The 14,237-nt window shown below is 74.2% G+C and carries 16 protein-coding genes; 8 read left to right on the top strand and 8 right to left on the bottom strand.

Annotation, left to right across the window (positions count from 1 at the left end; translation table 11 throughout):
* Window positions 1-48: 48 nt before the first annotated feature.
* A complete protein-coding gene (locus OHB09_RS03005; protein ID WP_006140329.1) occupies window positions 49-720 on the bottom strand; it encodes an AIM24 family protein in 672 nt (223 codons plus the stop codon).
* Window positions 721-864: 144 nt separating this feature from the next.
* Window positions 865-1,830 carry a LysR family transcriptional regulator ArgP gene (locus OHB09_RS03000; RefSeq protein ID WP_328921570.1) on the bottom strand — a complete coding sequence of 322 codons (966 nt, stop codon included), beginning with the start codon at window positions 1,828-1,830 and terminating at the stop codon, window positions 865-867.
* 66 nt (window positions 1,831-1,896) lie between these two features.
* Between OHB09_RS03000 and OHB09_RS02995 the strand changes: the two genes are divergently transcribed.
* From OHB09_RS02995 to OHB09_RS02985, 3 genes are all read left to right on the top strand, one after another.
* On the top strand, window positions 1,897-2,514 hold the full coding sequence (locus tag OHB09_RS02995; RefSeq protein ID WP_006140331.1) for a LysE/ArgO family amino acid transporter: 618 nt from the start codon (window positions 1,897-1,899) through the stop codon (window positions 2,512-2,514).
* Window positions 2,515-2,609: 95 nt separating this feature from the next.
* Window positions 2,610-3,992, top strand: coding sequence for an MFS transporter (locus OHB09_RS02990; protein ID WP_006140332.1), 1,383 nt, complete (start codon window positions 2,610-2,612; stop codon window positions 3,990-3,992).
* A 79-nt stretch (window positions 3,993-4,071) separates the two neighbouring features.
* Complete coding sequence (locus tag OHB09_RS02985; RefSeq protein ID WP_006140333.1) at window positions 4,072-4,443, top strand: DUF6479 family protein; 372 nt, start codon at window positions 4,072-4,074, stop codon at window positions 4,441-4,443.
* Between the two features lie 40 nt (window positions 4,444-4,483).
* Here OHB09_RS02985 and OHB09_RS02980 read toward each other — a convergent pair whose 3' ends face one another.
* The 3 genes from OHB09_RS02980 to OHB09_RS02970 form a co-directional block, all read right to left on the bottom strand.
* A complete protein-coding gene (locus OHB09_RS02980; protein ID WP_006140334.1) occupies window positions 4,484-5,455 on the bottom strand; it encodes an ATP-dependent DNA ligase in 972 nt (323 codons plus the stop codon).
* Between the two features lie 104 nt (window positions 5,456-5,559).
* Entirely contained in the window at window positions 5,560-7,263 is a 1,704-nt protein-coding gene (locus OHB09_RS02975) for a phospholipid carrier-dependent glycosyltransferase (RefSeq protein ID WP_407077304.1), read from the bottom strand.
* Window positions 7,264-7,338: 75 nt separating this feature from the next.
* A complete protein-coding gene (locus tag OHB09_RS02970) occupies window positions 7,339-7,839 on the bottom strand; it encodes a hypothetical protein (RefSeq protein WP_093590359.1) in 501 nt (166 codons plus the stop codon).
* Between the two features lie 253 nt (window positions 7,840-8,092).
* On the opposite strand from OHB09_RS02970, the gene OHB09_RS02965 reads away from it, so the two are divergent.
* Window positions 8,093-8,626 (top strand): hypothetical protein, encoded by a 534-nt coding sequence (locus OHB09_RS02965; RefSeq protein ID WP_093590362.1) that lies wholly within the window; start codon window positions 8,093-8,095, stop codon window positions 8,624-8,626.
* Window positions 8,627-8,644: 18 nt separating this feature from the next.
* Here the strand turns inward: OHB09_RS02965 and OHB09_RS02960 are convergent, their stop codons facing one another.
* The 3 genes from OHB09_RS02960 to OHB09_RS02950 all read right to left on the bottom strand — a co-directional run bounded on the left by OHB09_RS02960 (window position 8,645) and on the right by OHB09_RS02950 (window position 10,531).
* On the bottom strand, window positions 8,645-9,595 hold the full coding sequence (locus tag OHB09_RS02960; RefSeq protein WP_006140338.1) for a TauD/TfdA dioxygenase family protein: 951 nt from the start codon (window positions 9,593-9,595) through the stop codon (window positions 8,645-8,647).
* Window positions 9,596-9,687: 92 nt separating this feature from the next.
* Window positions 9,688-9,948: a hypothetical protein gene (locus tag OHB09_RS02955; protein WP_050811188.1), complete on the bottom strand. Its 261-nt coding sequence runs from the start codon at window positions 9,946-9,948 to the stop codon at window positions 9,688-9,690.
* 169 nt (window positions 9,949-10,117) lie between these two features.
* Window positions 10,118-10,531, bottom strand: a complete 414-nt coding sequence (locus OHB09_RS02950) for a helix-turn-helix domain-containing protein (RefSeq protein WP_328921569.1) — start codon at window positions 10,529-10,531, stop codon at window positions 10,118-10,120.
* A gap of 232 nt (window positions 10,532-10,763) precedes the next feature.
* Between OHB09_RS02950 and OHB09_RS02945 the strand changes: the two genes are divergently transcribed.
* The 4 genes from OHB09_RS02945 (at window position 10,764) to OHB09_RS02930 (ending at window position 14,173) form a co-directional block, all read left to right on the top strand.
* Window positions 10,764-10,979: a hypothetical protein gene (locus tag OHB09_RS02945; RefSeq protein WP_040895279.1), complete on the top strand. Its 216-nt coding sequence runs from the start codon at window positions 10,764-10,766 to the stop codon at window positions 10,977-10,979.
* A 190-nt stretch (window positions 10,980-11,169) separates the two neighbouring features.
* Window positions 11,170-11,388 (top strand): hypothetical protein, encoded by a 219-nt coding sequence (locus tag OHB09_RS02940; RefSeq protein WP_006140342.1) that lies wholly within the window; start codon window positions 11,170-11,172, stop codon window positions 11,386-11,388.
* Between the two features lie 79 nt (window positions 11,389-11,467).
* A complete protein-coding gene (locus OHB09_RS02935; RefSeq protein ID WP_328921568.1) occupies window positions 11,468-13,378 on the top strand; it encodes a zinc metalloprotease in 1,911 nt (636 codons plus the stop codon).
* A gap of 120 nt (window positions 13,379-13,498) precedes the next feature.
* Window positions 13,499-14,173: a hypothetical protein gene (locus tag OHB09_RS02930; protein WP_006140344.1), complete on the top strand. Its 675-nt coding sequence runs from the start codon at window positions 13,499-13,501 to the stop codon at window positions 14,171-14,173.
* The last annotated feature ends 64 nt before the right edge of the window (window positions 14,174-14,237 follow it).

Genomic DNA, 14,237 nt, shown 5'->3' with positions numbered 1-14,237 from the left:
GAACGGACGGTCCGGACGGCGCGCGGCCCCCGTCCCCGCGGCGGGCCGTCAGTGCTCCTGCTGCGGCTTCTGCTCGCTGGGGCGCACCACCACGAAACCCTCGCCGTCCAGCCGCAGTTGCACGACCTCGCCCGAGCCGCCGCGCAGCATCGACCCCATGGACTGCGAGCGGTGCAGCGAGGTCGTCAGGTGGGCACTCCAGCCGACCACCGCGTCGGTGTCCACGAACACCGGCTGCTGCGAGGAGACCGGGATGACCAGCGGGTCGCCCTGGCACACCAGCCCCAGCCGGCCGTGCCCCGAGAAGACGCTGTTGAACAGCCCGCCCCCGGCGATGCCCGAGCCCTTCACGGTCTTGATGTCGTACCGCAGCGTCGAGTCGAAGCAGAGCACGTTGCGCCCGTTCACCGTGAACAGGTCACCCGGCTCGACCTCGACGACGAAACAGTTCTGCGCCTCGTGCGCGAACCAGGCCTCCCCCTGCCCGCGCACGGTCATCAGCGGCAGCCCCTCTCCGGTGACCGCCCGCTTGAGCATGCCGCCCACCCCCTGGCCCTTGCGCTCGAACTGCAGATTGCCGCGGTAGGCCACCATGGCGCCCTGCCGGGCGAGCATGTCGCCGTTCACCACGTACCGCAGGCACTTGGCGTTCTCCACACTCATGCCGGGCGCGACGGCGGGCTGTACGACGTGGTCACTGGAAAAGAGATCACCCTTCATGTGCGCATCGTGGCCCGGAACCCGCCCCTCCGCCAACCTCCGTGCGCACCGGGCGCCTTGACCCGCCGCATCCGGCCGTCCTGCCCCGCAGGACCTCGGCCGCGCCCGCTCACTCCTCCTCCCGCGGCACCTGGCCGCGCCCGCTCACTCCTCGCCCCGCAGCACCTCCTCCGCTCCCGCGACCACGGCCCGTGCGACGGCCGCCAGCGCGGGGGAGTCGAGCTTCCACTGCTGCCAGTACAGCGGCACGTCCAGCGGCCGCCCCGGTGCCGGCTCCGTCAGCGCCCCGCTCCGCAGCAGTCCGCCGGCCTGCGCCACCGGCACCATGCCCCAGCCGAGGCCCGCGACCACCGAGTCGAGGAACCCCTCCGAGGTGGGTACGTGATGCCGCCAGGCGCCGGCGCCCCGGCCGCCCAGGCGCCGGACGAACAGGTCCTGGAAGTCGTCCCGCCGGTCGAAGACCACCACGGGAGCGCGGGCGAAGTCCTCCGCGCGGGCCCGGTCCCCGCCGGGCCCGGCCGGCAGCGTTCCGCCGAACCACCGCCCGGCGAACTCCGGCGCGGCCGCCGCCACGTACCGCATCCGCCCCAGCGCGCGGACCGAACAGCCCGTCACCGGGTCCGGCGAGGAGGTCACCGCCGCCATCACCCGCCCCTCCCGCAGCAGCGTGGCGGTGTGGCTCTCGTCCTCCCGGCGCAGCTCGTAGCTCAGCCGCAGCTCCGCGGGCACCCGCCCCAGCGCGGGCAGGAACCAGGTGGCGAGCGAGTCCGCGTTGACCGCGATCGACACCCGGGTCGGCTCCGCGTCGGCGGACATTCCCAGCTCCTCGCGCGCGTCCCTCTCCAGCCGGGCGAGCTGCCGGGCGAACCGCACCACCACCTCGCCCGACTCGGTGGCCCGTACCGGCCGGGTGCGCGTGAGCAGCACCCGGCCCGTGCGCTGCTCCAGCGCCTTCACCCGCTGGCTGACCGCCGAGGGCGTCACGTGCAGGACATGGGCGGCCGCGTCGAACGTGCCCTCGTCCACCACCGCGAGGAGCGTCCGCACCTGGTCGAGGGGGAGTTCCGCCAGCCCGCGCCCGTCCGGGACCTCGGCTCCGCTCATCTTCATATCTGCTAAAGCTACCTAAGAATCATTAGCTGTACTGCTGATCAGATCCTCCTTACGGTCTGGTGCATGAACCACGCGCAGGCCCTCGCCGCCGCTGCCGCCGGATTCGGCACCGGCCTCTCCCTCATCGTCGCCATCGGCGCCCAGAACGCCTTCGTCCTGCGCCAGGGCGCCCGCCGGGAGGCGGTCCTCACCGTGGTCGGCATCTGCGCGCTCTCGGACGCGGTGCTCATCGCCGCGGGGGTCGGGGGAATGGGCGCGGTCGTGGTGGCCCGGCCGGGCGCCCTCACCGCCATCGGCGTGGTCGGCGGGCTGTTCCTGCTCGGCTACGGGGCCCTGGCCGCCCGCCGGGTGCTGCGCCCCGGCGCGATGCGGGTGGAGGGCACGCCGGAGCGCTCACGGCGGCGCGCGATCCTCACCTGCCTGGCGATGACCTGGCTCAACCCGCACGTCTACCTCGACACCGTCTTCCTGCTCGGCTCGGTCGCCGCCCACCGCGGCGAACTGCGTTGGAGCTTCGGGCTCGGCGCCGCTCTCGCCAGCCTCTGCTGGTTCGCCGCCCTCGGCTTCGGGGCCCGTCCGCTCGGCCGTCTCCTGACCCGGCCCTCGGCCTGGCGGGTGCTCGACGGCCTGGTCGCCGCCACCATGCTCACGATGGGCACCCTGCTCCTTCTCGGCGCGTGACCTCGGCCCCGATCGCCACCGGCCCTCGGGGCGCTCGCGCGGATGAGCGATAGTGAACCCTGACCAGAAAGATGTAGCGAGCATCCAGGGATCCCGTGGACACCAGCGAGAGCAGTACGGCAGAGCCGGCGAACGACGACACCCCCGTGCGGACCGCCCGCCCCGGCACCACCTCCCCGGACCCCGCGCCGGACCCCGGGCCCCCCGATCCCGCCTCGCCGGACACCGGCGGAGCCCGCCGGGGATGGCGCCGCTTCACCATGGACACCCGGCCGCTGCGCCACCCCGCCTTCCGCCGGCTGTGGTCCTCCACGATCGTCACGGCGGTCGGCAGCCAGCTCACCGCGGTGGCCGTGCCCAAGCAGATCTACGACATCACCGGCTCCTCCGCCTGGGTCGGCTACGCGAGCCTCGCCGGGCTGCTCCCGCTGATCGTCTTCGCCCTGTGGGGCGGCGCGATCGCCGACAGCATGGACCGCCGCAGGCTCCTGCTGCTCACCAACTCCGGGATCGCCGCCACCTCCGTGCTGTTCTGGGCGCAGGCGGTCACCGGGCTCGACTCGGTGGCCGTGCTGATGGTGCTGCTCGCCCTCCAGCAGGCCTTCTTCGGCCTCAACTCCCCGGCCCGCAACGCCTCCATCGCCCGTCTCGTGCCCGAGGACGAGCTCCCCGCGGCCAACGCGCTGGGCTCCACGGTGATGCAGACGGGCCTCGTGGCCGGCCCGCTGCTGGCCGGCGTGCTCATCCCCGTCATCGGCCTCTCGGAGCTCTACCTCATCGACGCGCTCGCCCTGTGCGTCACCGTGTGGGCGGTCGTGCGGCTCCCCGCGCTGCCCCCGCTGACCGCCGCCGCGGCCGCCGCCGGACGGGCCGGACTGGGGGCGATAGCGGAGGGCTTCCGGTACATCTCGCTCCACAAGGTCCTGCTGCTGTCGTTCCTCGCCGACATCATCGCCATGGTGTTCGGCATGCCCCGCGCCCTCTTCCCGCAACTCGCCGCGGAGACGTACGGCGGTCACGGCGAGGGCCTCGCGCTGGGGCTGCTCTTCGCGGCCATCCCCATCGGCGCGGTGCTCGGCGGCCTGGCGTCGGGCACGTTCTCCCGGGCCCGACGGCACGGCCTCATGGTGATCGTCGCGGTCGTCGCCTGGGGCGTGGCCGTCACCGGCTTCGGGCTGAGCGGCAACCTGTGGGTCGCGGTGGCCTTCCTCGCCGCGGCCGGCGTCGCCGACATGGTGTCCATGGTCTTCCGCGGCGCCATCCTGCTCTCGGCGGCCACGGACGAGATGCGCGGGCGCATGCAGGGTGTCTTCACGGTGGTGGTCGCGGGAGGACCCCGCCTCGCCGACGTCCTGCACGGCACGGGCGGCTCCCTCTTCGGCCCCCGGGCGGCCGTCGCGGGCGGCGGTCTGCTCGTCGTCGTGGCGACGCTGGTGCTCGCGGCGGTGACCCCGGCACTGCGCAACCACCGCGTCTGACCGTCCGGGCGCCGGGAGGGGCCGGAGCGAGGAGAGTTCATCCCTCGAATTCCGATTTATACCGGAGTACGGTCAATGTATGAGTACGGACACCATGCTGCTGCTGGCCGCATCGAGCCACACGTTCAACCTCGTCGGCGCCTTCATCGGCGGTCTCGTCATCGCGGGCCTGCTGATCTGGGCCGTCACCTTCGGCATCACGGTGCGCACCCGGGAACCGGGACCCCCGAAGCCGGACGAACAACCGCATCTCCCGGACGGCGGGGCCGTCCGTGAGGAGAGCGAGATGAGGGAGGCCGACGAGGTCCACCACTGCGAGGAGGGCGAGGACCGCCTCCTCCCGCACGACATGCACCGCGCCTCGACGCGGCACGCGGAGGACCAGCACCGCCGCCGCTGGGACCCGGGGTCCAGCGGCTCCTTCGGCAGCGGAGGCCTCGGCCACGTGTGAGGGCGGCCCCCCGCGCCCCGCGAAGGGCACGGGGACGCCCTCACGGCAGCCGTGCCGCCGACTCCTCCGGAGTCAGGTCGGGCCGCAGCCGCAGCCACGCGGGCTGCCGCAGCATCCCCGCCCGCGTCCGCTCCCCGTACCGCACCTCACCCACCACCCCCGGCACCACCCAGCGCGCCCCCGCGACCTTCGGCGCCGGGTCGAAGGGGCACACCTCCGACGCTCCCGCGGCCAGCAGATCCGCCAGCTCCCGCCGTTCCGCCCCGCTCCACCCGGTCCCCACGCTGCCCACGTACCGCAGCCGCCCCGCCGCGTCCCACTGCCCGACCAGCACCGCCCCGGGCAGCCCCGTCAGCCGCCCCCGCCCGGGCAGCCATCCGCCCACGAGCACGTCCACCACGCGCAGATTGCGGATCTTGATCCAGGCCCGTGACCGCACCCCCGGCTCGTACACGGAGTCGAGCCGCTTGCACACGAGCCCCTCCAGGCCCCGCTCCCGGGTCGCGGCCAGCGCCCGCTCCCCGTGGCCCACCAGCGCGGCCGGAGTCGACCAGTGCGCACCGGCGAGCCTGAGTCCCTCCAGCCGGGCGCGCCGCCGCGTGTAGGGCAGTCCCGTCGACGACTCGCCGCCCAGGTGCATGACGTCGAAGAGCACCAGATGCGCGGGAGTGCGTGCCGCCCGCCGGGCGGCGAGCGCCGGAGCGTGCGCCAGCCCCATCCGGGACTGCAGCAACTGGAAGTCCCCGCGCCCCTGTTCGTCCAGGACCACGACCTCCCCGTCGAGCACGGCGGGCGTGTCCCCGAGCGCCGCCCCGAGCGGGGACAGCTCCGGATAGGCGCCGGTGACGAGCTGCCCCGAGCGGGCCCGCAGCTCGATCCGGCCGTCGCCCGGCAGATAGACCACGACACGCTGGCCGTCCTGCTTGGTCTCGTACGCCCACCGCGCGTCCTGCCGGGCGGGCGGCAGGGAGCCGGGGGTGGCGAGCATCGGGGCGATCAGCGGCAGGTCCACGGCACAGTTGTCGACATCTCCGCCCGCCGCCACGCGCCCGGAGCGCCCGAACCCCCCGAACGGCCGAGGCCCCCGGGTACTCCGGGCGAGGCCCGTCGCCACGGTCACCGCCGGAAGATCGTGATCGAGTGCCCGACCTCGTCCACCTCCCGGCTGTCGCGCAGCAGCAGCGCCAGCCGCCCTCGCGCCTTGGCGATCGAGGAGTCCGACACCACCAGCAGCCCCCGCACCTCCCTCGGGTCCGCCTTCCGGGGATCGGCGGCGTGGATGCCGTACCAGGAGGGCACCCCGCTGCCCTTGTAGACCAGCCACACCTTCTCGCCCGGGTACCGCTCCCGCAGCCGGCCGGCCAGCCGGCCGAGGTCCTGCCCCCAGTCCACGTTCGCGTCGTGCAGCCGAAGCCGCGTCTTCGCCGGACCGCCGAACGCCTCGTTCGCGTACGGCAGGTAGTACGGGTACGTCCGCAGCGAGCTGACGGCGACGAGGCCGACCAGTACCGCCACCGCCCCGTACGCCCAGCGCCGCCGCACGGCGAGCACGCAGGCCGCGGCCACGGCCAGGAACACCGGCATGAAGAGCGCGTACCGGGTGCCGAAGTTCCGCGCCCCGTCCATCGCCACCATCAGCAGCACGGCCGGGGGCAGCAGGACGTAGGGCGCCGCGGCCCGCGCCCGGACCGCCGCGAGCAGGGCCACCGCGCCCGCCGCCCAGAGGGCGAGCATGCCGAGCGGGGTCTTCACCAGCAGCGCGGCCGGCAGGTAGTACCAGCGGTTGCCGGTGTAGACGTGCCCGAACAGGAAGCCCTGCCACGGCTTGTTCTCGAAGCCGAACTGCAGCCGCATCCCGTCCCGGTACGGCTCCGGGAACGGCAGCGCCCGCACCAGCAGCCCGCGCGGTCCGTGTACCTCGGGCACCCCGTGGGCCGCCGCCGCCCAGCGCAGCCGGGGATCGACCACCAGATAGGCGGCCCAGACGACGGCCACCGCGACCAGCCCCACCCCCGCGGCCGCACCGGCCGCCCGCAGCAGCGGCCGCAGCCGGGCCCGGAACGCCCGTTCGCCGTCCCCCGTTCCTCTGGCCGTGGCGTACGACCACGCCGCCAGGCCCAGCACCACCGGGATCGCGGGCAGCGTGCTCATCTTCGTCGCCGCCGCCGCGCCCAGGGCCAGCCCGGCGAGCGGCAGATACGGCAGCGGACGCGCCCGCGCCCGCCACACCAGCCACACCGACACCAGGACGAAGCCGACCGCCGGCACATCCAGCGTGGCGAGCGCCCCGTGGGCGATCAGGTCGGGCGAGAAGGCGTACAGCGCCAGCGCCGCCAGCCCGCCGAGGCGGCCGGTGAGATCACGCGCGAAGGCGAACACGACCAGGCCGAACAGCAGCGTCAGCACGATCACCGGCAGCCGCGCCCAGAACATCACCCGCCATGCGTCGTTCCCCGACTCGTACAGCAGCCGCCGCCCGAGGGCCCCCTGGTCCCCCTGGAAACCGGGCGCCAGCCGGGGTCGGGCGAACACCTCACCGCTCGCGACGATCAGTTTGCCCAGAGGAGGGTGCTCGGGATTGAAGCGCAGACTGTGCTCACGGACGTAGACCAGCGCCGTGCCGGCGTACACGGGCTCGTCGATGGTGGGCGTCTGCCGCGCGGCCCCGGTGACCATGCCGACGGCCATCTGCGCCAGCAGGAGCAGCACCGCCACCACCGTGGCCCACCGGCGGCGGAGTGGGGCGGTCGCCGCCCGGGCGGGCCGCGCCGGGGGAGGGGCGGCCTCGGACGGGCGCCGGACGGGCAGGAAGGTCGGCATGCCCTGGGGTACGTCCCGGACGCGCCGGCCGCTCAACGACCGGACGGGTCCGCCGCGGGGGAGACCCGGGTCCCCTCAGGGCCGCGCGTACTCCTGCCGCACCAGCGTCGCCAGCCGCGCCAGGGCGTCCCGGGCGGCCGCGCGGTCCGCCTCGTCGAGCACGGCCAGCGCGTCGGCCGCCGCCTCCCGCACCGGCTGCGGCACCTCCTCCAGCGCCGCCGTCCGGTAGGCGACGGTCCGCCGCGCCACCCGCTCCTCGGACGTCACCCCGCCCGGCCCCGTACAGGGGAAGACCGCGGCCTCGTACGCGGTGACGTGGGCGAGCACCCCGTGCGCGATCCCCTCGGCGTACCCCTGCGCCCCCACCCGCCGCTGCGCCGCCGCGAAGTGCGCGAGCGCCCGGCGCCGCGCGAAGAGGGAGCCGGCCAGCCCCGCGCCGCCCGCGCAGGCGGCCGCGAGGAGGGCGGTGGCCGGTCCGCCGAACAGCGCGCCCACCAGCGCGCCGCTCGCCGTGGTGAGGCACACCAGGCCGCTGACGAGCAGGAGGAGGGCGCGGGCGGGAGTGAGCGGCGGCATGCCGAGCAGTGTGCCAGCGCCGTGCCGGCGGCGGGGAGTTCTTCCCGGCGCCCGGAGCCCCGGCGGCCGTACCCGGCGTGATGTGTGACACGTGGGCGGGAGGCCCCCGGTGCGGCCCGGGAGGGATCGTGGCAGCGCACGGCTTGATCGGTGATCAAGCGGGGCAAACGGGCAGGCCGTGACGGGTTCCGTGCATTTGACACCCTGTTCCGCGCGCGGATAGGAAGCATGCGCGGAAACGGAGAGGTGAAACGTGCGCGAGCCCAATGTCATCGGGGACTGGCAGGAGTACGACCAGGACCGGGCCGGCCTGCGCGTGCGCGTCCACGGCCTGGAGAAGGCGGAGCCCCCGCGGGGCCGCGAGGAGGCCGCCGAGGGGCTCACCTACTTCCGGTTCCGGGTGACCGTCGAGAACCGCGGCCCGGCCCCGGTCGGCGTCCACCTCGAGGACGGCCAGCTCGACGTGCGCACCGGCGCCGACGGCGAGAGCGCCCTCCTGGACTGGCGGAACTCCCAGTTCATCGAGGGGTACGACGTCTACCCGCTGCGCCGGGCCACCGCCGTGCTCTACGCGGCCGCCGCGGACACCTCGCTGCACCGCGTCGACATCCAGGTGCATGTGCGGATGGACGAGGAATGGACCGACCGGCACCTGTGGTCGGCCGACCTGACCCTGCCCGCGGGCGTGACCGAGACGGCCGCCGCGCGCGCCGACGCCGGCGCGGCCGACCTCGCCGGTCAGGTCAGCAACTACCTGCGCCGGGAGGCGGAACGGGGCCAGGGCTGAGGCCCCGCGCGGGGCGGCTCACCAGCGGCCCGGCTCCGTGCCCGTGAGCGCCTGCGAGGGCCGGCCGTCGACGCCCACCGGCACCTCCCCCTCCAGCATCACCCGGTGCATCACCCGTGGATGGCCGAGATGGGCGGTGTCGCCGGGTGCGAGGTGGATGGTCGCCCGGTTGTCCCAGAAGGCCACGCTGCCCGGCTCCCAGCGGAACCGCACGGTGTACTCGGGCCGCACCGCCTGCTCCAGCAGCATGTCGAGGAGCGCCGCGCTCTCGGCCCGCGAGAGGTCGCGGATCTGCTCGACGTAGTAGCCGTTGACGTACAGCAGCCGCTCCCCGCTCTCGGGGTGCACCCGGACCAGCGGGTGCACGCTGGCGACCTGATGGTCCAGCAGATGGCGCAGATAGGCGTCCTCGCCGGGCCGCGGCTGGTAGCCGACGCCGAGCCGGTGCTCGGCCCGCAGTCCGTCGACGAACTCCCGTACCGGCCCGGACAGTCCCGCGTACGCGGCCGCCAGGTTCGACCAGGTGGTGTCCCCGCCGTACGGCGGCACCGTCTCGGCGCGCAGGATGGTCGCGGCGGGCGGGTCGATCCGGGCGCCGTGGTCGCAGTGCCAGCCGCGCAGCAGGGAGTGCCGGCGCCGCCGCAGCCACTCCTCGTGCTCCATGCCGAACCGGCCGCCCAGCTCCAGGCGGTCGGCCGTGGTCTCCACCTCGGGCACGTCCTTCGGCGAGGCGCCGCCGCGCCGGCCGAGCCGCACGGGCGTGCCGAAGCGGCGGGCGAGCGCCACGTGGGCCGCGTGGTCGAGGCGTTGCCCGCGGAAGAAGAGCACCTTCCAGCGCAGCAGCGCCGCCCGGATCCGTGCCACCGTCTCGTCCTCGAGCGGCCCGGCGAGGTCCACGCCCTCGATCTCGGCCCCCGTGTGCCCCGCGGCCGGCCGTACCGCGATGTCTCGCCGCGTCCGCCCCGTCATGTCCTTCGACCTCCCGGTGATCGCCGAACGTCCGGGACCAGCATGGCCGTTGGCGGCGATGCGGGACAGACCGCCCGGTCCGGGGCGGGCGGTCAGTCGCGGTAGACGGTCAGCACGGCGCCGTTGATCTCGATGCGCTGCGGGGTGGGGCCCTCGCCGCGCCGCAGGGTGCGCAAGCAGCGTGCGAAGAGCGTCAGTTCCTCCTCGCCGAGCACGGCGGCCGCGAGGTCGAGGAGTTCGCCGAGTGCGGCGTCGGTGAGGTCGGACGGCAGTTCGCCGGAGAGCAGGACCACGGATTCTCCCGTCGCCCCTTTGACGATGGCGGTGGTGGGGCCGCCGTGTACGAAGAGCAAGGTTCCCCCCAGAAAGCCCGGTCGTACGGCTCTCGGCCACCAGGCAGGGGAAGAGACTAGCCGCGGCTTCCGGGTGTTCGGGCGGGAGTGGCCGGTTTGCCGTGAAGTGACCGGGGAGAGGGCGGTGGTTCCGGTATGCGCGCCGGGCGGACCGGCGTACCCGCCCTCCTCAGGAGCGGCCTTTCCCCTCGTCGGGCGAGCGGTTGAGCAGGGACTCGACGAGGGCCGCCACATGGCGGCGGTCCTCGGAGGACAGCCGCTGCACGCTGGCGATCAGGACGTCGACCTCCGGGTCGGAGGCGGCGGTACCGGCGGCGCCCTCGCCGTCCGAGGCCGCGCCCGGCGCGTACACATGGATGCCGCAGGCCTCGGCGGCGGCCCGGCGGACGGTGTCCAGCGGCAGTCCGAGCCCCTTGGCGAGCCCTTCGAGGGTGGCCGGCTGGGGCACGCGCGCCATGTGTTCGGCGGTCGCCAGGTGATGGACGGTGGAGCGGGGGACACCGCCGCGGCGGGCGACCTCTCCGTACGACCAGCCCTCGCGGTCCAGCCGGTCACGGATGATCTGCTGCAGTGCGTTGGCCACCGATGGTCACTTCCTGCTCGCCGTCGGGCGGAACCGTTCCGCGTCGGATCATTCTAGGGCCGACCTTCGGTGCTTCCGGAAGGTGTTCACCCGAACCGCTTGCGTCACCGTCCCACCCGCCCGTAGTGTCCAATCTCGTTGGACAGCCCGTCCGACCTAGTTGGACGCGCATCCGGGGGGACCTGACCGCGTCCGACGGCACCACGCAACGATCCCTGAGGGGGAATCGACCATGATGGATCCTCGTGAGCTCGACGCCGAGTCCGCGGAGCTGCTGCCCGGCCGCGAGGCGCTGGGCCGGCTGAAGTTCAGCTTCGGCAAGACGGTGAACGTCACCAAGCACGTCGCCAACGTCGGGGCCCACAACTCCTCCGCCGCGCTCAACGACCACAGCGCCTGGTCGGTGGCGGACTCGGGCGCCGCCCAGTCCATCAACATCGCCCAGTGAGCCGGTGCCGTACGGTCCCGGCGCCCCGCTCGCCGTACGGCACCCGGTACCGCCGCGGCGGCGCCTCATCTCCGCCCGCCGCGGCGGTACCACCTTCCGACGTCTCGTCACCCGCGGTACGCCGGGGGCGCCGGCCGCGCACCCGGTCAGTCACACCATCACAACGACCGTATCCACGAAAGGACACGCCATGAGCATGGACGCACACGAGCTGGAAGCCGAGTCCGCGGAGCTGCTGCCCGGCCGCGAGGCGCTGGGCCGGCTCAAGTTCAGCTTCGGCAAGACGGTGAACATCACCAAGCACGTCGCCAACGTCGACGCGCACAACGAGTCGGCCGCCCTCAACGACCACTCGAACTGGTCGGTGGCGCAGTCGGCCGCCTCCCAGTCGATCAACATCGGCCAGTGACCCTCGCGTTACGAGGGTGACACCGGCGGGCCGGACCTGGGGGCAGGTCCGGCCCGCCGCCGGGGGGAGGAAGACGCACATGACGCTGCTGGGGGACCACGCGGCGGCGGCCCGGGACACCGGACCGGTGCCCGGGCCCGGGGGGATACCCGTGACCTACGAGCAGGCGGCCACGGGCACCCTGCCGGTCGTCACCGTGAAGGGCGCGGGAGTGCCGCGGCTCAGCACGGGGCTCGCGCTGCACGGCGAGTACCAGGGCTCGGGGTTCACCGCACCCAAGTACATCGCCCGTCGGGGGGACGGGCAGGTCGTGCAGCTCTCCCGGCTGCTGTACCTCGTGGCCTCCTCGATCGACGGCGTCCGCGACGCGGAGACCATCGCCCACCGGGTCAGCGCCCGGTTCGGGCGGGAGCTCAGCGCGGACAACGTCCGCTATCTGATCGAGGAGAAGCTGGACCCGCTCGGGGTGACGGTTCCCGAGGGACAGGAGGAGGACGAGGTCGTCGCACCCCGTTCGGACCTGCTGCTCGCGCTCAAGGGGCACCGGGTCATCTTCGACGAGCGCCGGGTCGCGGGCATCGCCCGCGCGCTCTCCTGGCTGCACCGTCCGGCGGTGGTGGTCTCCGTGCTGGCCGGCATGGCCGCCCTCGACGTGTGGCTGTTCGCGTTCTTCGGCGCGATCACCCCCGTCCTGGAGGTCCTCGACCAGCCGGTGCTGCTGCTGGTCGTCTTCGTCCTCACCGTGGCCTCGCTCGTCTTCCACGAGTTCGGGCACGCCTCCGCCTGCCGTTACGGCGGCGCCCGGCCCGGCTGCATCGGCTGCGGGCTGTTCCTGATCTGGCCCTCGATGTACACGGACGTCACCGACGTCTACCGGATCGGCCGCGCCGGCCGGCTCCGCACCGACCTCGGCGGCATCTACTTCAACGTGGTGTTCATGCTCGCCATGGCGGCCGCGTACTTCGCCACCGGGCAGGCCTTCTTCCTCGCCGCCGTCTACCTCGGGCACTTCGAGATCCTCGAACAGCTCATGCCGGCCGTGCGGCTCGACGGGTACTACATCCTCGGCGACCTGGCCGGGGTGCCCGATCTGTACGGCAAGATCAAACCGATCCTGCTCGGGCTCGTGCCCGGACGGCGCGGGAGGGCGGCCCGCGCAGAGGTGGCCGAGCTGAAGAGGTCCGCCCGCGCGGTCGTGGCCACGTGGGTGCTCACCATGGTGCCGCTGATCCTCGGCGAACTCGGCTACGCGCTGTGGAACCTGCCGCGGATCGTCGCCACCATGCTCCGCTCGCTGGCCGAGCAGATCACCGGCACCGGCGGCGCCTTCGCGCACGGGGAGCTCGCCGCCGGACTGATGGGCGTCGTCGGCTGCGTCATGCTGCTGTGCCCCATGGCCGGCGTCGTCTACCTGTCGGTCAAGGTGGGCGGACGCCTGTGGCGGGGCGGGAAGCGGATGACGGCCGGGCGGCCCGGCCTGCGGTGGGGGCTGTGCGTGGTGCTGCTGGCCGGACTCGGCGGGCTCTCCTACGCGTGGGTGTCCGGGATGACCCCGGAACCCCTCCCGAAGAAGCCGCCCATCGCGCCGCTCCTGCAGCCCGGGGTGCCGACCTCGAAGCCGCCGGCGCGGCAGGCGGACGTGCCGGGAACGCCGGACGGCGGGGCCGCCGGCGGGGTGTCCCCCGGGGCGGTGCCCGCGGAGCCGGGCGGGGCAGGGGGGTCCGCGGCGGCCGTCCGGCCCTCCGGCTCGCCGCGTCCGAGGGGCTCGCGCAGCCCGCGGGCGAGCGCGTCGAGGCCGCCCCGGGAGAAGCGGCGGCCGGGCGGCCGGGACTCCGCGCCGCCGGCCGTGAGCGAGGCGCCGCCCACCGGGCCGGCGCAGGTGTCGAGCCCGACGCCGCCGGCGTCCTCGGCGACCCCTTCGGCGGTGCCCTCCGGGGCGGAGAGCAGCCCGGGCGCGGAGTCGGTCTCACCGACGCCGGGTGCGTCCTGACCGACACCGCGAAGGGCGCGCCCCCGGGCGGGGTGAAGCGGATCCGGTGCTCCGGAGCGGGCACGTCCGCCCCTCCGCCCCCGTGTTCCACCATCAGTCAGAGCACACCAGGAGAGTCACGTGAATCAGCATCGCAAACCCCGAAGCGGCTCCGTACTCGGTCAACGGGCCGTGCGGATCGGCCTGTTGGCCGCCGGGGCGGCGGGGATCGCCTCGGCCGTGCCCGCGCAGGCCGCCACCGGTGTGCCGCGGCACACCGCGGTCGCCGCCGACCAGACGTTCAGCCGGGCCGACTTCGTGCACCACACCCAGGTCCGCGACTCCTTCACCGTGCGGCAGTTCGGCACGGTGGACGCCGCGACCGTACGCAACCAGGCGAACGCCGTGGGGCTCGGCTGCTCGGTCGACGACCACTGCCGCTCGGTCGCGCTGTCGTTCCAGATCGTCACCATGGCCGGGGAGCACACCCGGCTCAAGGCGGTCAACAAGGGCGACGCCGTCAACAAGCACTGCGACGGCTGCCAGACCCTGGCCGGCGCCTACCAGTTCGTGGTCTCCACCCCGCGCCCCTTCCGGCTGGACGGCGAGGCGCGGCGCAAACTCGCCGACATCCACCGGCGCCTGGACGAACTGACCCGGTCCACCGCGCCCGCCACCGAGGTGAAGTCACAGGCGGACCTGCTCGCCGCCGAGGTGGACACGGTGCTCAAGGACGCCGTGGCGCACGCGCCCAAGGGCAAGGAGCGGCCCAGGGTGACCGTCCACCGGCACCTGGACGGCTGGCCCGGTCACTGACGGGTGCGGCCCGGCGGCCGTCGCTTCCGCGCGCGAGGGGACGCGGGGGCGGCGGCCGCACGCC

Origin of the sequence: Streptomyces griseoaurantiacus (assembly GCF_036189845.1) — a bacterium.
GTDB lineage: Bacteria > Actinomycetota > Actinomycetes > Streptomycetales > Streptomycetaceae > Streptomyces > Streptomyces griseoaurantiacus.
Note: the sequence above shows the minus strand (reverse complement) of the source record. Positions and strands in the feature narration are given on the sequence as shown.